This window comes from Marichromatium bheemlicum, assembly GCF_012276755.1.
GTDB lineage: Bacteria > Pseudomonadota > Gammaproteobacteria > Chromatiales > Chromatiaceae > Marichromatium > Marichromatium bheemlicum.
The window spans coordinates 62491-82273 of sequence record NZ_JAAXKX010000014.1 but is presented as its reverse complement, the minus strand read 5'-3'; the positions used below and the strand labels follow the sequence as shown (position 1 = coordinate 82273).

Annotated in this window: 20 protein-coding genes and 1 tRNA gene; 10 read left to right on the top strand and 11 right to left on the bottom strand. The window is 68.3% G+C overall.

Going from position 1 to position 19783, the window contains the following annotated elements; all coding sequences use genetic code 11:
- Nucleotides 1-46 precede the first annotated feature (46 nt).
- From HF203_RS10755 to HF203_RS10735, 5 genes are all read right to left on the bottom strand, one after another.
- On the bottom strand, nt 47-856 hold the full coding sequence (locus HF203_RS10755; protein ID WP_168669516.1) for an ion transporter: 810 nt from the start codon (nt 854-856) through the stop codon (nt 47-49).
- A gap of 123 nt (nt 857-979) precedes the next feature.
- Entirely contained in the window at nt 980-1171 is a 192-nt protein-coding gene (locus HF203_RS10750; RefSeq protein ID WP_343043910.1) for a heavy-metal-associated domain-containing protein, read from the bottom strand.
- A gap of 62 nt (nt 1172-1233) precedes the next feature.
- On the bottom strand, nt 1234-2202 hold the full coding sequence (gene glk / locus HF203_RS10745; RefSeq protein ID WP_168669514.1) for a glucokinase: 969 nt from the start codon (nt 2200-2202) through the stop codon (nt 1234-1236).
- Between the two features lie 129 nt (nt 2203-2331).
- Nucleotides 2332-2649 (bottom strand): sulfur globule protein CV3, encoded by a 318-nt coding sequence (locus HF203_RS10740; RefSeq protein ID WP_168669512.1) that lies wholly within the window; start codon nt 2647-2649, stop codon nt 2332-2334.
- A 239-nt stretch (nt 2650-2888) separates the two neighbouring features.
- Entirely contained in the window at nt 2889-4802 is a 1914-nt protein-coding gene (locus tag HF203_RS10735; RefSeq protein WP_168669510.1) for a putative bifunctional diguanylate cyclase/phosphodiesterase, read from the bottom strand.
- Nucleotides 4803-5153: 351 nt separating this feature from the next.
- Between HF203_RS10735 and HF203_RS10730 the strand changes: the two genes are divergently transcribed.
- The 4 genes from HF203_RS10730 (at nt 5154) to HF203_RS10715 (ending at nt 9504) form a co-directional block, all read left to right on the top strand.
- The gene (locus HF203_RS10730; RefSeq protein WP_168669508.1) at nt 5154-5897 is read left to right on the top strand and encodes a glutathione peroxidase; all 744 of its coding nucleotides are present in this window, start codon (nt 5154-5156) and stop codon (nt 5895-5897) included.
- A gap of 184 nt (nt 5898-6081) precedes the next feature.
- Nucleotides 6082-7473 carry a glutathione-disulfide reductase gene (gene gorA, locus HF203_RS10725; RefSeq protein ID WP_168669506.1) on the top strand — a complete coding sequence of 464 codons (1392 nt, stop codon included), beginning with the start codon at nt 6082-6084 and terminating at the stop codon, nt 7471-7473.
- A 147-nt stretch (nt 7474-7620) separates the two neighbouring features.
- Complete coding sequence (gene dusA, locus HF203_RS10720; protein ID WP_168669504.1) at nt 7621-8610, top strand: tRNA dihydrouridine(20/20a) synthase DusA; 990 nt, start codon at nt 7621-7623, stop codon at nt 8608-8610.
- A gap of 15 nt (nt 8611-8625) precedes the next feature.
- Nucleotides 8626-9504 (top strand): DMT family transporter, encoded by an 879-nt coding sequence (locus HF203_RS10715; protein WP_168669502.1) that lies wholly within the window; start codon nt 8626-8628, stop codon nt 9502-9504.
- Nucleotides 9505-9511: 7 nt separating this feature from the next.
- Here HF203_RS10715 and HF203_RS10710 read toward each other — a convergent pair whose 3' ends face one another.
- A complete protein-coding gene (locus HF203_RS10710) occupies nt 9512-11113 on the bottom strand; it encodes a bifunctional aminoglycoside phosphotransferase/ATP-binding protein (RefSeq protein ID WP_168669500.1) in 1602 nt (533 codons plus the stop codon).
- 114 nt (nt 11114-11227) lie between these two features.
- On the opposite strand from HF203_RS10710, the gene HF203_RS10705 reads away from it, so the two are divergent.
- Entirely contained in the window at nt 11228-11428 is a 201-nt protein-coding gene (locus tag HF203_RS10705; RefSeq protein WP_168669498.1) for a YgaP family membrane protein, read from the top strand.
- A gap of 39 nt (nt 11429-11467) precedes the next feature.
- On the opposite strand, the gene rimO is transcribed toward HF203_RS10705, so the two are convergent.
- Nucleotides 11468-12808, bottom strand: a complete 1341-nt coding sequence (rimO, locus tag HF203_RS10700; RefSeq protein ID WP_168669496.1) for a 30S ribosomal protein S12 methylthiotransferase RimO — start codon at nt 12806-12808, stop codon at nt 11468-11470.
- A gap of 301 nt (nt 12809-13109) precedes the next feature.
- Here rimO and HF203_RS10695 point away from each other — a divergent pair, with 301 nt between their 5' ends.
- The 5 genes from HF203_RS10695 (at nt 13110) to HF203_RS10675 (ending at nt 17049) form a co-directional block, all read left to right on the top strand.
- On the top strand, nt 13110-13247 hold the full coding sequence (locus HF203_RS10695; protein WP_168669494.1) for a hypothetical protein: 138 nt from the start codon (nt 13110-13112) through the stop codon (nt 13245-13247).
- A gap of 94 nt (nt 13248-13341) precedes the next feature.
- Nucleotides 13342-13824: an FKBP-type peptidyl-prolyl cis-trans isomerase gene (locus tag HF203_RS10690; protein ID WP_168669492.1), complete on the top strand. Its 483-nt coding sequence runs from the start codon at nt 13342-13344 to the stop codon at nt 13822-13824.
- A gap of 94 nt (nt 13825-13918) precedes the next feature.
- Entirely contained in the window at nt 13919-14866 is a 948-nt protein-coding gene (ispH, locus tag HF203_RS10685; RefSeq protein ID WP_168669490.1) for a 4-hydroxy-3-methylbut-2-enyl diphosphate reductase, read from the top strand.
- A gap of 127 nt (nt 14867-14993) precedes the next feature.
- The gene (thiO, locus tag HF203_RS10680) at nt 14994-16082 is read left to right on the top strand and encodes a glycine oxidase ThiO (RefSeq protein WP_168669488.1); all 1089 of its coding nucleotides are present in this window, start codon (nt 14994-14996) and stop codon (nt 16080-16082) included.
- Nucleotides 16083-16973: 891 nt separating this feature from the next.
- Nucleotides 16974-17049: transfer RNA gene (locus tag HF203_RS10675), tRNA-Thr, on the top strand.
- Nucleotides 17050-17067: 18 nt separating this feature from the next.
- Here the strand turns inward: HF203_RS10675 and HF203_RS10670 are convergent.
- The 4 genes from HF203_RS10670 to HF203_RS10655 all read right to left on the bottom strand — a co-directional run bounded on the left by HF203_RS10670 (nt 17068) and on the right by HF203_RS10655 (nt 19772).
- Complete coding sequence (locus HF203_RS10670; RefSeq protein WP_168669486.1) at nt 17068-17946, bottom strand: ATP-binding protein; 879 nt, start codon at nt 17944-17946, stop codon at nt 17068-17070.
- 141 nt (nt 17947-18087) lie between these two features.
- The gene (locus HF203_RS10665) at nt 18088-18444 is read right to left on the bottom strand and encodes a DsrE/DsrF/TusD sulfur relay family protein (protein ID WP_168669484.1); all 357 of its coding nucleotides are present in this window, start codon (nt 18442-18444) and stop codon (nt 18088-18090) included.
- The gene (locus HF203_RS10660; RefSeq protein ID WP_168669482.1) at nt 18441-19289 is read right to left on the bottom strand and encodes an ATP-binding protein; all 849 of its coding nucleotides are present in this window, start codon (nt 19287-19289) and stop codon (nt 18441-18443) included. The genes HF203_RS10665 and HF203_RS10660 overlap by 4 nt, the downstream gene beginning before the upstream one ends.
- Before the next feature lie 3 nt (nt 19290-19292).
- The gene (locus HF203_RS10655; RefSeq protein WP_168669480.1) at nt 19293-19772 is read right to left on the bottom strand and encodes a NifB/NifX family molybdenum-iron cluster-binding protein; all 480 of its coding nucleotides are present in this window, start codon (nt 19770-19772) and stop codon (nt 19293-19295) included.
- Nucleotides 19773-19783: the final 11 nt, after the last annotated feature.

Here is a 19783-nt window from a genome sequence, read left to right as displayed (position 1 = left end):
ACGATCGCGGCCGATCATAGCAGACCGGCCACTCGGCCTCAGTCGCTCAACGGCCCAACGCCTCACGCAGGGCACGCACCTCGGCGCGCAGCGCCTGCAGTTCGTGTTCGAGCTGGGCGCTGTCACGATGCATCGAGCGCTCCAGGTCATCCCGTACCCCTTGGTGCTGGGCATCGTGCAGGTTCTGCATGGTATCGACGATGATACCGATGAACAGATTGAGCATGGTGAAGGTAGCAATCAGGATGAAGGGAATGAAGAACAACCAGGCCAACGGGTAGGCCGCCATCACCGGACGCACGATCCCCATCGACCAGCTCTCCAAGGTCATCACCTGGAACAGGGTGTACATGGAGGCACCGAGCCCACCGAACCACTCCGGGAAGCGCTCGCCGAACAGCCCGGTGGCCATCACCGCGAAGACATAGAACAGAATCAGCATCAGCAGCGCGATCGAAGAGATCCCGGGCAGCGCCTTGAGCAAGGCCTCGACCACGAAACGCAGCCGTGGCGCCATCGAGATCAATCGCAGCACCCGCAACACCCGTAGCGCGCGCAACACCGCCAGCGGCCCACTGGCTGGTACCAGGGCAACGGCCACCACCGCGAAGTCGAACAGGTTCCAGGCGTTGGTGAAGAAACGCAGCCCACGGGCATAGAGCTTGAGTAGGATCTCGACCACGAAGACGCTGAGCACCACCCGATCGACCAGGCGCAACACCCCACCATACTCGGCGACCAACTGTTGCGAGGTCTGTAACCCCAGGGTGATGGCGTTGAGGACGATCAGGGTGATGATGGTGCGTTGAATGGGACCGGACTCGATCCAGGCACCGATCCGTTCACGGCTCGACATACGACAGCTTCTCCAGGTTCTCCATGACGAACGACGCCCCCGCCGGCCTGACCGCGCGGGGGCGTGTCATACAATCAGTATCCAAGCGCGCCGGACAGGGCGCGCGGCGCGCGCCAGGCGCGGTCAGGACAGCTCGGCCTGATAGCCGAGCGCGGTCACTGCGGCGAGCAGCACGGCGGGGTCGACACGACCTCGCACCCGGGCGAGACCGCTGTCGAGATCGACACGCACCACCTCGACCCCGGCGACCGCGCCCAGCGCCTCATGAACGCGGCGCACACAGTGTTGGCAACGCATTCCTGTGATCTTCAGCACCTGATCCAAGGTCTTCTCCTCCCACGGCACATACGCGGCCGCCAGCGGTCATGCGACATCGCCTAGTCGGGCGCACGCCCGACGAGCCAGGCACGCGCGGCACCGAGCAGCGCCACCTGCGGCTGCAAGATCACCCGCACCGGCATGCGTTGCATCAGCCCGCGCATCCGGCCCTTGTCGAGAAAGGCGTCGAGGAAGGCACTGGCCCGCAGCGCCTCGAGATTGCGCGGGGCGATACCGCCACCGAGATAGACCCCGCCGAGGGCCATCTGCTTGAGCGCCAGATCGCCGGCCTCGCGCCCATAGAGCCGGAAAAACAACGCCATGGCCTCGGCGCAGCAGGCATCGCCACGCTGCGCCCCGGCGGCGATCTCGGCCGGGGTCGGGGACGGTTGCGGGAGCGGTTCACCGGCCCGCTCGCAGCAGAAGGCATGGATGGCGCCGATCCCCATCCCCGAGACCAGACGCTCCCAGCTCACCCGCCGATAGCGCCGTTGCAGGAACTGCAGCAGCGCCCACTCGCAACCGTCGCTCGGGGCGAAGCCGGCGTGCCCTCCCTCAGTGGCGAAGGGATGATGGCGCCGCCCGTCCCAGCACAGACCGGCCTCACCGAGGCCGGTTCCTGCGGCGATCACACAACGGTTGCCGAGCCCTCCGGGCTCGCCCGGCTGGAGTTCGCAGACATCCTCCGGCGCGAGCGCGTCGATGCCCCAGGCCACCGCCTCGAGATCATTGAGCAAGGTCACGGGCGCCAGCCCCAACTCGCGTTCGAGGACATCGGCATCGATCCGCCACGCCAGGTTGGTGGCCTGGCTGCAGCGCCCCGCCACCGGACCGGCGATGGCGAAGGCGGCCCCGACGCAGGGGGTGGCATGCATCCCGAGATAGGCCTGAACGATCGGGCCGAGCCCGGGATAGTCGGCGCTCGGATAACGTTGCGGGGCATGCAGGCGCAGCGCTCCCTCAGCAGTCAGCTCGACACTGGCGAGCGCCGTCTTGGTACCACCGATGTCCCCCACCAGCACACGCATGGCACAGACCTCCACAGACGACCGATCGGCGACCGCGCGGGGCGCCGTGGTGACAGGTGGCGGGGATGATAGCAGTCGGGTCGGTGACGACGACAGCGCCCCGCCGTGCGGCGGGGCGCGAGAGCACGCTCAGTCGGTGCTGGCCGTCGACGCGTTGGCGGCGGGATGGCCGTAGTAGGCGGGATAGCCATAGACCGGCGCACCCCAGGCATAGGGCGCGCCCCAGGTGCCATAGTAGGGGGCGTGATAGGGATAACCATAGCCATAAGGGTGGTGATAGCCGTAATACGGCGCCCCACCGTACCAGGGACCACCCCAGGGACCGCCCCAGCCACCCGGGAACATCCCGAACGGCCCCCAGCCCCAGAAGGCGTTGGCGGACATGGAACCGAGCGCGGAGACCCCCGCGACGGCGGCTGCAAGCATCAGTCGTTTCATGCGCGTCATCGCTCAACTCCCAGATGAATCAGGCGAAAACGCCGCCTCATCTCCATCCGTGGAGATGGCGGCCCGATCGCGAACATGGCGCGATCCCAAAGCCCCGGCGGCACCCGTCCCTGGGCATCGACCGGGATGATCGGGACGAGACAGGGCGGCCCGCCTCCGATCACCGCCTAGCCTATGTCGCGACCGCACCGACCGGATTGACGCCAATCAATATATCCTAATATTCGACTACATCAGTATCAGGGATGATAGGTATCAAGGATCTCACGCGCCGAGACCGGGCGGCCGTAGAGAAACCCCTGCCCGGCCCGACACCCCTCGCGGGTGAGGAACTCGACCTGATCGCTGCACTCGACCCCCTCGGCGATCACCTCCAGCCCCAGCGATCTGCCCAGTCCGATGATGGTGCGCACCGTGGTCTCGTCACCGCTGTCGCGCCCGATGTCGTCGACGAAGGAACGGTCGATCTTGAGTTGATCGATCGGCAGACGGGCGATGCGTCCGAGCGAGGAGTAGCCGGTCCCGAAGTCATCGACCGAGACCCCGACCCCGAGTCGGTGCAGACCGTGCAGATGCGCCAGTGCGCGCTCGGGCTGACGCATCAGCATCGCCTCGGTGACCTCAAGCAACAGCGCCGCCGGGGCGAGCTGATAGCGCTGCAACAACCCTTCGATGTAGTCGACGAAGTGCGCCTGCTCGAGCTGCTGCAAGACCAGATTGACCGCGACCCGCGGCACCTCGAGACCGTTGTTACGCCAAGCGGCGAGCTGCGCGCAGGCCGTCTCCAGCACCCAGCTGCCGACCTCGCCGAGCACCCCGACCTCCTCGGCGAGGGTGATGAAACGCGCCGGCGCCAGCAGGCCCTGACGCGGATGATGCCAGCGCAGCAGCGCCTCCACCCCGAGCAGACGGCCGTTACCGAGGTCGATCTGGGGCTGGAAGTAGAGCAGGAACTCGTGCCGCCGCAGCGCCCCGCGCAGCGCGTGCACCAGCTCGAGCTGTTCGACCACGCCGCTAGCCATCTCGGCGTGGAAGAACTGGAAGTCGTTACGCCCGCGCGACTTGGCCTCGTACATGGCGATATCGGCATGCCTGAGCAGGGTATCGGGCTCGGTGCCATCGGCCGGATAGAGACTGATGCCGATACTGGCACTGACCTGGAGACGCTCCTTGCCGATCTGGAAGGGGGGGCCGAAGACTTGCAACAGACGATTGGCCACCCGCCCGGCACGGCGAGCGCAGTCGGCATCCTCGAGCAATACCACGAACTCGTCGCCACCGACGCGCGCCAGGGTATCGCTGTCGCGCAACTGACCCTGCATCCGCTCGGCCACCTCACGCAGCAACTCGTCGCCGGCACCGTGTCCGAACCGGTCGTTGATGATCTTGAAGCGATCGAGGTCGACGAACAGCACCGCCATCACCCCGTGGTGACGATGGGCACGACTCACCCCTTGCGCCAGGCGATCGTTGAGCAGGGTGCGGTTGGGCAGATGGGTGAGGGTGTCGTGGTGGGCGAGGAACTCGAGCTTCTCCTCGGAGCGGCGCAGCGCCTCCTGCTGGCGCAGCAGCTTGCTCAGGTCGACCACCGCGCAGACGAACTGCACCTGGGTGTCGTCGTCGCCGACGAGCCGCGCCATGTGCAGCTCACCACCGAAGACCTCGCCGGAGTCGGTCTGGAAATGGATGCCCTCAACCACCTGACTACCGGTCTCGCGCGCCCGGTTCAGTGCTTCGGCCAAGCGCTCGCGATCGAGCGGGATCACCAATCGCTGGAGAAAGTGATGGCGCAGATAGCGATGCTCGAGACTGAACAACTGCTCGGCGAAGGCGTTGGCGTCGAGTACCAAGCCATTGCGATCGACGACCAGCTGTGCCAGCGGCATCGCCGAGAACAGGGTGTTATAGCGCAGCGCCATGCGCTCGGAGACCACCTGGGCCTCGCGCAGCTCGGCGTTCTGGACCTCGAGTTCGGCCTGGTAGACGCGCAGCTCCTCGGTCAGGGTGGCGAGGTCGATCTCGCCCTGTCCGAGCAATCGGCCGAGTCGATTGAAGTCGCCACGCTCCAGCGCCTGCTGGGCCTGGACATAAATATCGCGCTCTGGCTCCGGCTCATCCTGAGCGGGCACGTTCGGGTCCTCGGAACCTGTCATGCTTGGAAACTCCTGCGTCCGTCGAGGAGGATCCGGTCGCCGCCCGCCCGGTCGATGCCCGCCCCTCCCCTTGGATTGCACGGGAGGCCGCCTCATCTAGGTGCGCATCGGACGTCGCCGGAACCAGATCGGATGGTCTGTACCTGTGATGTGAACACAAGCGCTCGGGCGAGTGCCAGAACGAACCGAACGATCGCCTCAGACTATCAGATCAATTTTTATTATCCATTTCACGCATCGACCGTCAGCCTCTAATCTTAGCACCGTCGACACGCCATCCCCCGGGAGGCACGACGATCGCTCAAGACCTTTGACCCAAATCCCACAGCGACAACCATGGAGAATCGACACATGCTGCAAGATCGCACTGGAAGCCGCGTTCCTCAGGTCACCTTCCACACCCGCCGCGGACACGAGTGGGTGGACCTGACCACCGACGACATCTTCGCCGGCAAGACCGTGGTGGTGTTCTCGCTGCCGGGTGCCTTCACCCCCACCTGCTCGTCCTCGCATGTGCCGCGCTACAACCAGCTGGTGCCGATGTTCAAGGAGCATGGGGTCGACACCGTCGCCTGCGTCTCGGTCAACGACACCTTCGTGATGAACGAGTGGCAGAAGACCCAGCACGCCGAGGACCTGCTGTTCATCCCCGACGGCAACGGCGAGTTCACCGAGGGCATGGGGATGCTGGTCGAGAAGGATGACCTCGGCTTCGGCAAGCGTTCCTGGCGCTACTCGATGCTGGTGCGCGACGGCGTGGTGGAGAAGATGTTCATCGAGCCCGAGGTCGAGGGCGACCCCTACGAGGTCTCCGACGCCGACACCATGCTCGCCCACCTCGCCCCGAACGCGCCCAAGCCGATGGACGTGAGCGTGTTCACCCGCGACGGCTGCCCATTCTGCGTCAAGGCCAAGGAGGCCCTGCGCAACGCCGGCATCGACTTCGAGGAGTTGGTGCTCAACGAGGACTACACCGAGCAGACGCTGCGCGCCGTGGCCAACGCCCGCACCGTACCGCAGGTGTTCGTCAACGGTGAGCTGATCGGTGGCTCGGAGGCGGTCGAGGCCTGGATCAAGGAGCGCGCCAGCGCCTGATCCGGGGGCACGCCGGAGGACCACAGCTGCCGACGCCGGCCGGCGTCGGCGGATTCGAGGGGTCGGGCAACCCATGGGTTACCGACCCCTTTGCTATGGACAGGACCGCTCTCGGACCACCCGCTGCGCCCCATCCGGGCCACGGGTATGATCCTCGGTCACAGCATTATCAGGAAGCAGAATCATGACCCAGCATTTCGACCTGATCGCGATCGGCGGCGGCAGCGGCGGCCTGGCGGTGGCCGAGAAGGCCGCCGCCTTCGGCAAGCGCGTCGCCCTGATCGAGTCCAAGGCGCTCGGCGGCACCTGCGTCAACGTCGGCTGCGTGCCCAAGAAGGTGATGTGGTACGCCTCGCATCTCGCCGAGGCGGTGCGCGACGCCCCCGGCTTCGGCGTCCAGGCCAGCGGCGGCACACTCGACTGGCCCAAGCTGGTGGCCGGGCGCGACCGCTACATCGGCGCCATCAACAGCTTCTGGGACGGCTATGTCGAGCGCCTCGGCATCACCCGGGTCGATGGCCATGCCCGCTTCGTCGACGCCCATACCATAGAGGTCGAGGGTCAGCGCCTCAGCGCCGATCACATCGTCATCGCCACCGGCGGGCGCCCGATCGTGCCGCGTCTGCCCGGCGCCGAGCACGGCATCACCTCCGACGGCTTCTTCGCCCTGCAACAACAGCCCAAGCGCGTGGCCATCATCGGTGCCGGCTATATCGGCATCGAGCTAGCCGGGCTGCTGCGCAGCTTCGGCTCCGAGGTCACCGTGGTGGCGCTCGAGGACCGGTTGCTGTTCCAGTTCGACCCCCTGCTCAGCGCCACCCTGGCCGAGAACATGCACGCCCAGGGCATCGAGACCCATCTCGAGTTCGCCGTCGCCGCGCTCGAGCGCGACGCCCAGGGCACCACCCTGGTGGCCCAGGACGGCACCCGGCTCGAGGGCTTCGACAGCGTGATCTGGGCCGTCGGGCGCGCGCCCAACACCCGCGACCTCGGGCTCGAGGCCGCCGGCATCGAGGTCCAGCCCAACGGCATGGTGCCCACCGACGCCTATCAGAACACCAATGTCCCCGGCGTCTACGCGCTCGGCGACATCACCGGACGCGACCAGCTCACCCCGGTGGCGATCGCCGCCGGGCGCCGCCTTGCCGAGCGCCTGTTCGACGGCCAGAGCGAACGCAAGCTCGACTACGACAACATCCCCACCGTGGTCTTCGCCCACCCGCCGCTGTCCAAGGTCGGGCTGAGCGAGCCGGAGGCGCGCGAGCGCCTCGGTGACGTGCTCACCGTCTACGAGACCAGCTTCACCCCGATGCGCTACGCGCTCAACGAGCACGGCGCCAAGACCGCGATGAAGCTGGTCTGCGCCGGCCCCGAGCAGCGCGTGGTCGGCGTCCACGTCATCGGCGACGGCGCCGACGAGATGCTCCAGGGCTTCGCCGTAGCGGTGCGGATGGGCGCGACCAAGGCCGACTTCGACAACACTGTGGCCATCCACCCCGGCAGCGCCGAGGAGCTGGTCACCCTCAAGGAGCCGGTGCGCCGCCCCGGCGACCCGCTCCCCGAGGACGCGGCCTGAGGCTGTCCGCCCGCCGCCCGGCGGGCGGACCCCACCGCGACCGCGCCGGTGATGGAAAAAATCGGCCCGGTCGCGGACAATCCCCGCTCGAGATCAACGACCCGGCCCTCGCCTGCCGGCGTCCCCAGCCCGAGCCCGACCCGCGCCATGCCTGCACCGCTAGACCGTCGTCTGTCCATCGCCCCGATGTTGGACTGGACCGATCGCCACTGCCGTTATTTCCTCCGGCTGATCAGCCGTCACGCCCTGCTCTACACCGAGATGGTGACCACCGGCGCGCTGCTCCACGGCGACCGCGAGCGCTTCCTGCGCTTCGATCCGAGCGAGCACCCGGTGGCGCTGCAGCTCGGCGGCTCCGATCCCGCCGACATGGCCAGCTGCGCCCGACTCGGTGCCGAGTATGGCTACGACGAGATCAACATCAACGTCGGCTGCCCCTCCGACCGGGTGCAGAACGGGCGCTTCGGCGCCTGTCTGATGGCCGAGCCGGGGGTGGTGGCCGATTGCGTGCGGGCAATGAAGGACGCGGTGGCGGTCCCGGTGACGGTCAAGAGCCGCATCGGCATCGACGATCGCGACAGCTACGGCGAGCTGGTCGACTTCGTCGGTGCCCAGGTCGAGGCCGGCTGCGACGCGCTGATCGTGCACGCGCGCAAGGCGTGGCTCTCCGGGCTGAGTCCGAAGGAGAACCGCGACATCCCGCCGCTGCGCTACGACGTGGTGCTGCAGCTCAAGCGCGACTTCCCCACGCTCTCGATCAGCCTCAACGGCGGGGTGCAGGACCTCGATCAGGCCTGCGCCCTGCTCGAGACCCTCGACGGGGTGATGATCGGCCGTGAGGCCTACCACAACCCCTGGATCCTCGCCGCGGCCGACGCGCGCATCTTCGCCGACCCGACCCCGCCGCCGACCCGCCACCAGGTCATCGAGCGGATGCTGCCCTATATCCAGCGCGAACTCGACGCCGGGGTGCCGCTGACCGCGATCAGCCGTCACCTGCTCGGACTCTTCCAGGGCCGTCCCGGCGCCCGCCTCTGGCGCCGCTGGATCAGCGAGCACGCCCATCTCCCCGGCGCCGGCTGCGAGGTGCTGACCGAGGCGCTGCCGCGGCGCATGCGACCCGCCGCCGCCGACTGATCCGGCGCCGCGGCCATGGACTGGGTGAGCCTGTCGCTGCTCTGCGCCCTCGCCCTGGCCAGCGCCGATGCCGCCACCAAGGCCTGGCTCGGCGCGCTCTCGGCCGCCGAGCTGGCGCTGGTGCGCCTCACCCTGAGCGGCGTGCTGCTCGCCCCGCTGCTCACCGACCTGCCGCCACTCGACACCCTCGCGCCCGCCTTCTGGGGCTGGCTGGCGGCGCTGGTGCCGCTGGAGATCGCGGCGATGCTGCTCTACATGCGCGCCATCCGCGACCACCCGCTCTCGCTCACCCTGCCCTATCTCGCCTTCACCCCGGTGTTCGTGCTGCTGGTCGCCTGGCTGCTGCTCGACGAGACGGTGAGCGCGCGCGGCGCGCTCGGCGTGGTGCTGGTGGTGGCCGGGGCCTGGCTGCTCAACGTCGGCCATGCCCGGGCGCGCGACTGGCGCAGTTGGCTGCGTCCGCTCGGCGCCATCCTCGAGCAGCGCGGCGCGCGGCTGATGCTCGCAGTGGCGGCGATTTACGCCCTCACCGCCACCCTCGGCAAGGGCGCGATGCAGTACCTGCCGCCGGCGCAGTTCGGCGCCTTCTACTTCGCCCTGCTCGGGGTCACCGCGCTGCTGGTGCTGGCGCTGCCGCGCCCACGCCGGCTGCTCGCGCTGGCGCGCCACCCCTGGGCGGTGCTGGTGGTCGCGGCGCTGAGCGCGGTGATGGTCTACACCCACTTCCTCGCCATCGCCGCGACCGAGGTCGCCTACATGATCGCGCTCAAGCGCACCAGCCTGCTCTTCGGCATGCTCTACGGCGCGCTCTGCTTCGGCGAGCGCGGGCTGCGCGCGCGTCTGCCCGCCGGCGTGCTGATGCTCGCCGGCGCGGCGCTGGTGCTGCTGGGATGAGGCGGGTTCAGTGGGGCGGCGCGGCGAGATCGCAGGACTGGGTTTGTCCGGCGAACACGGTCTCGAGCTGCTCGATGACCTGTTCGAGGGCGGGCTCGGCGCTGGTGTCGACACGCACCAGCTGGGCGCACTCCTCGCCCTGCGGCGGCTCGCAACGCGCATGCTGGCGCTCGAGTACCGCCAGCGTCGCCTCGGAGGCGTCGTTGCCGGCAGCCAGACGCCGGGTGACGCGCTCGCGCAGCACCGCCAGCGGCGCCTCCAGCGCGAGGATGGCGAACCCGGCGCCGAGACGCCGTGCCAGCGCGGCGAATCCGGCGCGACGCTGGCGTGCGGTGAAGGTGGCGTCGACCAGCACGTCGTGACCACTGGCGAGGATGGTCTCGGTCAGCTGTAACAGGCGTGTATAGGTCCACTCGGTGGCCGAGGGGAAATAGATGCCCCCGTCGACCCCGGTGTTGGTGCGCGCCTGCGCCTCGAGCCCGAACAGCCGTTTGCGCTCGACGTCCGAGCGCAGGTGGACGAAGGGCTGGCGGTCGCAGAGCGCGCTGGCCATGTGGCTCTTGCCTGAACCCGAGAGCCCGCAGGCGATCAGCAGCCGGGGCCGACGCGCCCGGGTGTAGCCCTCGGCCAGCGCCAGGTAGCGTACGCACTCCCCCCAGGCGGCGGCACGCTCGGCCGCGGTCAGCCCCGCCTGTTCAGCACGGATCGCACCAACCTTAGCGCGCACCATCGCCCGGTAGCACTGATAGAGACGCAGCAGCGCCAGTAACCCGTAGTCGCCGCTACGCTCCAGATAGCCGTTGAGCAGGCGCTGCGCCAGCCCCGGTTCACCGGCGACCTGTAGGTCCATGACCAGGAAGGCGAGTTCGCTGGCGGTGTCGATCCAGCGCAGCTCCGGGGAGAAATCGATGCCGTCGAAGATCTGCGGCTCGCCGTCGATCAACGCGATGTTGCCACGATGCATATCACCATGACACTCGCGGATCCAACCCTCGGCACGGCGCTGTTCGAGCGCCGGACGCAGCGCCTGCCAGCGCGCCCGGGTCCAGTCCTCGATGCGTTGCAGCCGCGTCAGCAGCGCCGGCGCCTCGACCCGCGCACGGATCTGCTCGACGTTCTCGAGCATCGGCGCGAGCACCATGTCGGGCGCCCCCCAGGGGGCATCGGGCGCGGCGGCCGGGATGGCGGCGTGGAAATCGGCCACGCGCTCGGCCAGCCGGTCGATCAGGGGGGCGTCGAGGGGCTGGTGCGCGAGCAACGCCGACTGTGCGAAACGGCGCATCCGCACCGCGTACTCCAGCACCGCGCCCGCGGCACCGATGCGTGGGTGCACGGCGTCACCGCCGATCGCCACCACGTCGAGATAGATCGTCGGCGCGAGCCGGCTGTTGAGCCGGATCTCCTCTTCACAGCAGTGACGACGCAGCGCCAGAGTGGAGCAGTCGATGAAGCCGAGGTCGAGCGGCTTCTTGAGCTTGTAGGCAAAATCACCGGCAAGCAGCACGTGGGAGATGTGGGTCTCGATGTGCTCGACCCGGTCGACCGGGTGGGGATAGGCCTCGGGGCGCTGCAACGCCTCGATCAGCCGGGGAAACGCGTTGGCATCCATGACACCTCCTCCAGGGCGTTCGTCGACCACTGGGAAGCAGCGTGGTTGAATCCAGTATAAGCATTGGTTAATACTCCGCCGCTGACACCCATCGCAACCGAAGCGGAAGCTCCCATGTCCATCGAACGCATCGTTCTCGCCGTCGCCGGCGCCTTTGTGCTGCTCTCGACCATCCTCGCGGCCACCGTCAGCATCCATTTCCTGTGGTTCACCGGCTTCGTCGGCGCCAACCTGCTGCAGTCGGCCTTCACCGGCTTCTGCCCGCTGGCCACCATCCTCAAGAAGCTCGGCAAGAGCGCGGGCCCGGCCTTCTGAGCCAGCGCCGGGCGGCACCTCGCCGCCCACCGCACGGGCTCATGCCGGGTCGATCGGCCGTGCCCACAGGTCGTGCTCACCCGAGGCGGTGATCTCGACCTCGATGAAGTCGCCAGGGTCGATCTCCCAGGCACCCGGCACCAAGACGTTGCCGTCGATCTCGGGTGCGTCACCATAGCTGCGCGCCACCACCTCGTCCTCGTGCACTGCGTCGACCAGCACCGTCATGCGCTCGCCGACCCGTGCGGCGAGCTTGGCACGGCTGATCTCGGCCTGGACCTCCATGAAGCGCTCGCGCCGCGCCTCGCGCTCCTCGGCGGGCACCGCGCCGGCCAGGTCGTTGGCCGCCGCGCCCTCCACCGGCGAGTAGGGGAAGCAGCCGACGCGGTCGAGTTCGGCCTCGCGCAGGAAGTCCAGCAGCGACTCGAACTCGGCCTCGGTCTCACCGGGGAAGCCGACGATGAAGGTGCTGCGCAGCACCAGTTCGGGACACTGCGCGCGCCAGCGCGCGAGACGCTCGAGCACCCGCTCGGTGGCCGCCGGACGGCGCATCGCGCGCAGCACCCGAGGGTTGCCGTGCTGCAGCGGCATGTCGAGATAGGGCAGGATCAGCCCCTCGGCCATCAACGGGATCAGCTCGTCGACCTGCGGATAGGGATAGACGTAGTGCAGCCGGGTCCACGCCGGCAGCTGACCGAGTTCGCGGGCCAGGCTGGTGATGTCGGTGCGTAACGGTCGCCCACCGTGGAAACCCGGGGCATACTTGAGATCGCGACCATAGGCGCTGGTGTCCTGGGCAACCACCAGCAGCTCGCGCACCCCGGCCTCGACCAACCGCTCAGCCTCGCCGAGCACCTCACCGATACCACGACTGACCAGGTCACCGCGCAGGCTGGGGATGATGCAGAAGGTACAGCGATGGTCGCAGCCCTCGGAGATCTTGAGATAGGCGAAGTGGCGCGGGGTGAGCCGGATACCCTGAGGCGGCACCAGGCTGGTGAAGGGGTCGTGCGGGGCGGGCAACTCGTCGTGCACCACCGCCATCACCTCCTCGAGCGCATGCGGGCCGGTGATCGCCAGGACCTCGGGGTGGACGGCGCGGATGCGCTCGGCGCGCGCGCCGAGACAGCCGGTGACCACCACCCGATCGTTCTCCTCCAGGGCCTCGCCGATCACCTCCAGCGACTCACGCTCGGCGGCATCGATGAAGGCGCAGGTATTGATGATCACCAGCTCGGCATCGGCATAGTCATGCACCACCCGATAACCCTCGGCGCGCAGCCGGGTGAGGATGAGTTCGGAGTCGACCGTGGCCTTGGGGCAGCCGAGACTGACGAAGCCCACGGTCGGGGCGGCGGCGGATGGGGATGAGATGTCCAAATGAGGCTCGCTGATATGATTGACGGTTGGAGACGGACGGCCATTATCGCCCAGCCGAGACCGGGTGCGGGTCATCGCGGCGACGCGTCGTGCTTGATCGTCCCCTGTATATCGGTAACGATAGCGACGTTTGCCATCTAACGCGACGGCATGACGGGACACCCGAGAAGAGACGTGATACGGCCAGGACTCCGAGACGGGATCGATACTGGCAGCGATCGCCCCCCGCGCGCGCTTGCGGCGCGGCGCGAACACGGACAGGCCGGCGCCCGGGCGCATGGCAACAGGAGGGTCGAGACAGATGAGGCACTGCAAACTCTGCAGGTTCAGCGTGCTCTGCAACGACCTACCGGGCGTCTGCGTCCTCATCCCGTACGTCGCGATCGCGGTCGTCGCGACCTCGCTCGGTTACCTCTTCGTGACCCAGGAGCTGTTGTAGCGGCGCCCACCCTATCCGTAGCGGGGGCGGGAGACGTCGAGCCCTTGCGGGCCATCCGGTCCCGCCCTCGCCGTTGCAATGGACCCACTGCATCATGGTCACCAACGACACCCTGTCCACGCCCACCGAGACCGTCAGCGAACCCCCGCTCGCGGTCGCTGCGGGACGGCGCATCGCCTTCCACCTCCAGGTCCGCTTCCCGGACGGCTTCGTCGCCTTCTCCACCTTCGAGGAGGAGCCGATCCGCTGCACCGTCGGCGACGCCACCCTGACCCCGGCCCTGGAGGCGGCCATCGACGGACTGACCGCCGGCAGCGAGACCACCTTCGCCGGCGACGGCTCCGAGCTGTTCGCCGCCTATGACGAGAACAACGTCTTCTGGCTCGAACGCAGCGAGTTCCCGCCAGGGCTCGATCCTGAGCCGGGCAAGGTGATCGCCTTCGAGACCCCGACCGGGCAGGAGACCAGCGGCATGGTGCTGGAGACCGAGGGCAAGCGCGTCCGGGTCGACTTCAACCACCCCTTCGCCGGGCGGGCGCTGCAGCTGCGCATCGCCATCCTCACCGTCGAGGCCTGAGCCCAAGCGCGACCGGTGCGCCGGTCGCGTGCGATAACCCCGAACACCACCCGCTGTATTCAACCCCCGTCGATCGCCTATCCTGTTCCGAGCCATGACTATCCTGCTAGCCAATCCCCGCGGTTTCTGCGCCGGCGTCGACCGCGCCATCGCCATCGTCGAGCGCGTCCTCGAACGCTACGGCGCTCCTATCTACGTTCGTCACGAGGTGGTGCACAACCGCTTCGTGGTCGAGGGGCTGCGCGCGCGCGGCGCCATCTTCGTCGAGGAACTCGACGAGGTACCGGATGACGCCACCCTGGTGTTCAGCGCCCACGGCGTGCCGCAATCGGTGCGGCGCGAGGCCGAGGCACGCGGACTGCGGGTGTTCGACGCCACCTGCCCGCTGGTCACCAAGGTCCACCTCGAGGTCACCCGGCACTGCCGCAACGGTGTCGAGACGGTGCTCATCGGTCATCGTGGTCATCCCGAGGTCGACGGCACCCTCGGCCAGTGCGACCCCGATGGCGCCGCGGTACACCTGGTCGAACGCCCCGAGGACGTCGCCGGGCTCGAGGTCGCCGATCCCGAGCACATCGCCTATGTCACCCAGACCACGCTGTCGATGGACGACACCACCACCATCGTCGCGGCACTGCGCGAGCGCTTCCCGGCGATCCAGGGACCGAAGAAGAGCGACATCTGCTACGCCACCCAGAACCGTCAGGACGCGGTCAAGAGCCTGGCCGAGAGCTGCGACCTGCTGCTGGTGGTCGGCTCGCCCAACAGCTCCAACTCCAACCGGCTGCGCGAACTGGCCGAGAAGCGCGGCTGCCACGCCCACCTGATCGACGGCCCGGAAGACATCGACCGCGCCTGGCTCGAGGGGGTCTCGAAGATCGGGCTGACCGCCGGCGCCTCGGCCCCCGAGATCCTCGTCGAGCGGGTCATCACCCAACTGCGCGACTGGGGCGTGGCAGAGGTCGAGGAGCAGCCCGGCATCCGCGAGCAGGTGGTGTTCGCGCTGCCGCGTGAGCTGACCAGGGAACCGGCCGAGGACTGACCACGGCGCCCCACGCTTGTACCTCGACCCGCCAAACCGCATCTGATGATGTTGGAGGCGGCCGCGGCCGCCTCGATCCCTGATCGAGATGGCCCGGTACCGACCGGGTCGCGAGGAGAAGAGCGGTATGAGCGAGATCCTGGTCATCGGTGGCGGCGTCATCGGGCTATTGACGGCGCGTGAACTGGCGCGCGCCGGTGTCGACACCACCCTGGTCGAGATGGGCAAGACCGGCCAGCAATCGTCCTGGGCCGGCGGCGGTATCCTCTCGCCGCTCTACCCCTGGCGCTATCCCGACGCGGTCGGGCGGCTGGTCGCCTGGAGCCAGACGGTCTACCCGACGCTCACCACCGAACTGCTCGACGAGACCGGGATCGACCCCGAACTCACCGTCAACGGCATGCTGGTGCTCGACACCGAGGAGCGCCAGCGCGCGCTCGACTGGGCCGCACGTCACGACACCGCCATCGAGGTGCTCGACGCCCGCCAGCTCCACGCCAGCGAGCCCGAACTCGGCCCCCGCCCCGAGCAGGCGCTGCGCCTCCCCGGCGTCGGCCAGGTGCGCAACCCGCGCCTGACCCGCGCGCTGCGCCGCACCATCGAACGCAAGGTGCGGCTGCGCGAGCAGGAGGAGGTGCTGGAGCTGCTGATCGAGGGCGGGCGCGCGGTCGGGGTACGCACCCCCAAGGGCGAGATCCGCGCCGAGCGCGTCATCATCTGTGCCGGCGCCTGGACCGCCAAGCTGCTCGAACAGCTCGGCAACAGCCCCGAGATCCAGCCGGTGCGCGGCCAGATGATCCTCTTCTACGCCCAGCCCGGACAGGTCCACCACATCACCCTGCACCGCGAGCGCTACATCATCCCCCGGCGCGACGGTCGCATCCTCTTCGGCTCGACCCTGGAGCAGGCCGGCTTCGTCAAGCGCACCACCGCCGAGGCCAAGGAAGAACTCTATCGCGCCGCCGTCGAACTCTACCCGCTGCTCAAGCGCACCCCGATCGAGGACCATTGGTCCGGGCTGCGCCCCGGCTCGCCCAGCGGCATCCCCTATATCGGCGCCTACCCCGGCATCGACGGGCTCTATTTCAACGCCGGCCACTACCGTAACGGCCTGGTCACCGGCCCGGCCTCGGCCCGTCTGCTCACCGACCTGGTGCTCGAGCGCGACCCCATCCTCGACGCCGCGCCCTATGCGCTCGACGCCGCGCGGGACTGAGCGAGGGCGATCAGCCGACAGGGATGATGAACCGCGAAGACACAAAGCACGCAAAGGGGAGAAGAGCCTTCAGCGACCAGCCCGTAGGTTGGGTTGCCCATACACCACCGATCGACGAATCCTCGGGATGCCAGGACGGGCAACCCAACATCGCCATCAGGCAGCCGCCAGCGGGTTGAACCGCGAAGACACAAAGCACGCAAAGGGGAGAAAAGCCTTCAGCGACCAGCCTCCAGCCCGTAGGTTGGGTTGCCCATACACCACCGATCGACGAATCCTCGGGACTCCAGGACGGGCAACCCAACATCGCCACCAGGCGGCCGCCAGCGGGTTGAACCGCGAAGACACGAAGCGCGCAAAGGGGAGAAAAGCCTTCAGCAACCAGCCTCCAGCCCGTAGGTTGGGTTGCCCATACACCACCGATCGACGAATCGCCGGGATCCCAGGACGGGCAACCCAACATCGCCACCAGGCGGCCGCCAGCGGGTTGAACCGCGAAGACACGAAGCGCGCAAAGGGAAAAGCCTTCAGCAACCAGCCTCCAGCCCGTAGGTTGGGTTGCCCATACACCACCGATCGACGAATCCTCGGGACTCCAGGACGGGCAACCCAACATCGCCACCAGGCGGCCGCCAGCGGGTTGAACCGCGAAGCCGCAAAGAACACGAAGAGAAAAAAGGCTTCCTGCGGTCAGCCTCCAGCGAGAAGCGCAGGCTTAGCTCGTACCGCCAAGGTTGACTGCAAACCGACACTGGAGGCTGCTTGTTGAAGGCTGATCGCTTTCTTCGCGTCCTTAGCGGCTTCACGGTTCAATCTTCCGGCGGCGGATGGCTTTCTCCGCCAGGGATTGATGTCGAGCGGAAAGCTGGCTAGAATTCTCGGGCTTGAGTAGCCGATGTAGCTCAGTTGGTAGAGCAACGCATTCGTAATGCGTGGGTCAGCGGTTCGAATCCGCTCATCGGCTCCATCTCCCCAGGCGCCCGTCTCACTCCACCCCCAGGCGCGTTTTCACCCGTTCCCACAGCTCGATCACCGCACTCGATGCACCACCGCCGTCGTACTCGGCGAGGCTCTTGCGCGCGACCAGGGCGCGGGCGACCACGGGGTCGAAGGGCAGTTCACCGATCACCTCGATGTCGCGCGCACCACACCAGTCACGGATGGTCGCACCGTTCTCCGGGTTGAGATCGGCCTTGTTGATGCAGACGACCAGCGGGATGGCGAAGTGGACGCAGAGTTCGGCGACGCGCTGCAGGTCGTGCAGCCCGGAGAGGGTCGGCTCGGTGACGGCGAGCACCAGATCGACACCGGTGATGGCGGCGCTCACCGGACAGCCGATCCCGGGCGGGCCGTCGTTGAGGATCAGCGCCGCGCCCTCGGCCTCGGCCTGACGCCGCGCCTCGCGCCGCACCAGGGTGACGAGCTTGCCGGAGTTGTCCTCACCGACGCCGAGCTGGGCGTGGACCAGGGTGCCATGACGACTGTCGGAGACCATCCAGCGACCGCTCGGGCGGGTCTCCAGGACGATCGCCTCCTCGGGACAGACCCGTGCGCACAGCCCGCAGTGCTCGCAGGCGAAGGGGTTGATGCGATAGCCCGCGTCGAAGTCGAGCTCGATCGCCTCGAACCGGCACCAGGCGGCGCAGTCCCCGCACTCGGCGCACAGTTCGGGGTCGATCCGCGGTGTCGCGCCGCCGATGAAGTCGCCGCCGGCGCGCTCGCGCGGGTCGAGCAGCAGGTGCATGTCGGCGGCGTCGACATCGCAGTCGGCCACCACCTTGTGCTGAGCCAGGGTGGCGAAGGCGGCGCTCACCGTGGTCTTGCCGGTGCCGCCCTTGCCGCTGATGATGGTGAGTTCCTTCATGTGGTCTCGCGCGGGCGCGCTGACGGGTCACGACGACCCTCGCGCCCTCCTCCAGGATTAGGGGTTACGGGGTTCACCCCGGGGCACGGCGCGCCATGGCACCAGCCCGGGGCGCGGCGCGGATGCTCGCCCGCACCGACCTCAGAAGGTCAGCACCTTGTCGCTGCTCGCGACCCAGTCGGCGAGCACCGCCATGGTCGAGGTCTCGGCACCGGCGAAATAGGGCTGGTTCTTGTAGAGCCCACAGCGCGCCATGCACGAGCCGCAGACCTGCACCGGGACCTCGCGCGCGATCAGCGCCTTGAGCATGGCGCCGAGGTCCTGGTCGTAGCCCTCGGGCGGGCGACAGGCATCGCGTGCCAGATCGACCGCGTCGTTCATCAGGAACAGCCGCACCCGCTGGCCCTGGTCGAGCAGGGTGGCGGCCAGACGCAGCGCGTTCCAGGTCACGTCGGTGCTGTCGTAGGGGTGGTGGTTGAGGACGATCAGGATGGTCATACCGGCAGCAGTGCCTCGATCTGTGAGTAGAGCCGTTGGAAGCGTACGCGCCACTCGGGCGCGGTGTGCACCCAGGGTTCGCCACGCGCGTAGGCCTCGGCGAGGGCGCGGGTGAAGGGGATCTCGAGCAGCACCGGGATCGATTCGGCGCGACAGTACTCCTCCACGCCCTGATCGCCGATGTCGCAGCGGTTGATCACCACTCCACAGGGCACCCCGAGCGCGCGCGTCACCGCAACGGCGAGGCGCAGGTCGTGCAGGCCCGAGGGAGTGGGCTCGGTGACCAGCAGACAGAAGTCGACGCCGTCGAGGGTCTCGACCATCGGGCAGGCGGTGCCCGGCGGGGCGTCGAAGATGGTCGCCAGCCCCGGCTCCAGACGCCGCTTGAGCGCCTTGATCACCGGCACCGCCGAGCGCTCGCCGATGGCGAGTTCGCCCTGAAGCACCGGCAGGGTGTCGGCCTGACCGACGGCGATCTCGCCGATCGGGCGCTCGACCTCGCCGAGCGCGCCCTCGACACGGCAGACGTAGTCGCAGGCACCGCAACCGTGGCAGAGCTCGTCGAACACCATCAGCTCGTCGGGTGTGAGCGCCAGGGCGTTGAAGGCACAGGCCTCGACACAGTCGCCGCACAGGGTGCAGCGCTCGGGGTCGATGCGCGGGACGCGCACCCCAACCGGCTCGCGCCGGTCGAAGTGGGGGCGCAGGAACAGGTGTCCGTTGGGCGCCTCGACGTCGCAGTCGGCGTATTGCGCCCGTTCGAGCGCCAGCGCCAGGTTGGTCGCCACCGTGGTCTTGCCGGTGCCGCCCTTGCCGCTGGCCACGGCGATGGTCAGCGCCCGCATCGCTCAGCCCCGACCGCGGCCGTTGCCCAGGCCGCGGCCCACGCCCATGCCGCGACCACTGCCCATGGCCGCACCGTTGCCCCGGCCCCGACCACCGCCACAGCGGGCGATGCCGTCACAGGGCTCACGCCCGGCACCACGACCCGCACCGGCCGGCGCGAGTACGTTCCCCTGCCCAGCGTGACGTTCGACGGCCTCGGCGACACTCCCCGAGACCCCCTCGACGACCCGCACCCCGGCGCGCTCGAGCACCATCGCCGCCTTGGGGCCACAGCGCCCGGTGAGCAGCAGCTCGGCGCGCTGTCCGACGATCCACTGCGCGGTACGGGTACCGGCGCCGCCATTGGTCTCGAGGAAGGGGTTGGGCATGGCCTGGAAGTCACCGCTCTCGGTATCGACCACGGCGAAATAGGCACAGCGTCCGAGTCGGGCATCGACCGAGGCATCCTGACCCTGGGCGGTTGCGGAGATCACGATCTTCATGAGGCGATTCC

Bases quoted from the DNA above. Each gene is read 5' to 3' on its own strand.
- HF203_RS10710 (WP_168669500.1), bottom strand. From the start codon at position 11,113: ATGGATGCCAACGCGTTTCCCCGGCTGATCGAGGCGTTGCAGCGCCCC.
- HF203_RS10740 (WP_168669512.1), bottom strand. From the start codon at position 2,649: ATGACGCGCATGAAACGACTGATGCTTGCAGCCGCCGTCGCGGGGGTC.
- HF203_RS10705 (WP_168669498.1), top strand. From the start codon at position 11,228: ATGTCCATCGAACGCATCGTTCTCGCCGTCGCCGGCGCCTTTGTGCTG.
- HF203_RS10755 (WP_168669516.1), bottom strand. From the start codon at position 856: ATGTCGAGCCGTGAACGGATCGGTGCCTGGATCGAGTCCGGTCCCATT.
- HF203_RS10665 (WP_168669484.1), bottom strand. From the start codon at position 18,444: ATGACCATCCTGATCGTCCTCAACCACCACCCCTACGACAGCACCGAC.
- HF203_RS10670 (WP_168669486.1), bottom strand. From the start codon at position 17,946: ATGAAGGAACTCACCATCATCAGCGGCAAGGGCGGCACCGGCAAGACC.
- HF203_RS10695 (WP_168669494.1), top strand. From the start codon at position 13,110: ATGAGGCACTGCAAACTCTGCAGGTTCAGCGTGCTCTGCAACGACCTA.
- HF203_RS10655 (WP_168669480.1), bottom strand. From the start codon at position 19,772: ATGAAGATCGTGATCTCCGCAACCGCCCAGGGTCAGGATGCCTCGGTC.
- dusA (WP_168669504.1), top strand. From the start codon at position 7,621: ATGCCTGCACCGCTAGACCGTCGTCTGTCCATCGCCCCGATGTTGGAC.
- gorA (WP_168669506.1), top strand. From the start codon at position 6,082: ATGACCCAGCATTTCGACCTGATCGCGATCGGCGGCGGCAGCGGCGGC.
- ispH (WP_168669490.1), top strand. From the start codon at position 13,919: ATGACTATCCTGCTAGCCAATCCCCGCGGTTTCTGCGCCGGCGTCGAC.
- HF203_RS10715 (WP_168669502.1), top strand. From the start codon at position 8,626: ATGGACTGGGTGAGCCTGTCGCTGCTCTGCGCCCTCGCCCTGGCCAGC.
- HF203_RS10660 (WP_168669482.1), bottom strand. From the start codon at position 19,289: ATGCGGGCGCTGACCATCGCCGTGGCCAGCGGCAAGGGCGGCACCGGC.
- HF203_RS10735 (WP_168669510.1), bottom strand. From the start codon at position 4,802: ATGACAGGTTCCGAGGACCCGAACGTGCCCGCTCAGGATGAGCCGGAG.
- HF203_RS10690 (WP_168669492.1), top strand. From the start codon at position 13,342: ATGGTCACCAACGACACCCTGTCCACGCCCACCGAGACCGTCAGCGAA.
- glk (WP_168669514.1), bottom strand. From the start codon at position 2,202: ATGCGTGTGCTGGTGGGGGACATCGGTGGTACCAAGACGGCGCTCGCC.
- HF203_RS10730 (WP_168669508.1), top strand. From the start codon at position 5,154: ATGCTGCAAGATCGCACTGGAAGCCGCGTTCCTCAGGTCACCTTCCAC.
- thiO (WP_168669488.1), top strand. From the start codon at position 14,994: ATGAGCGAGATCCTGGTCATCGGTGGCGGCGTCATCGGGCTATTGACG.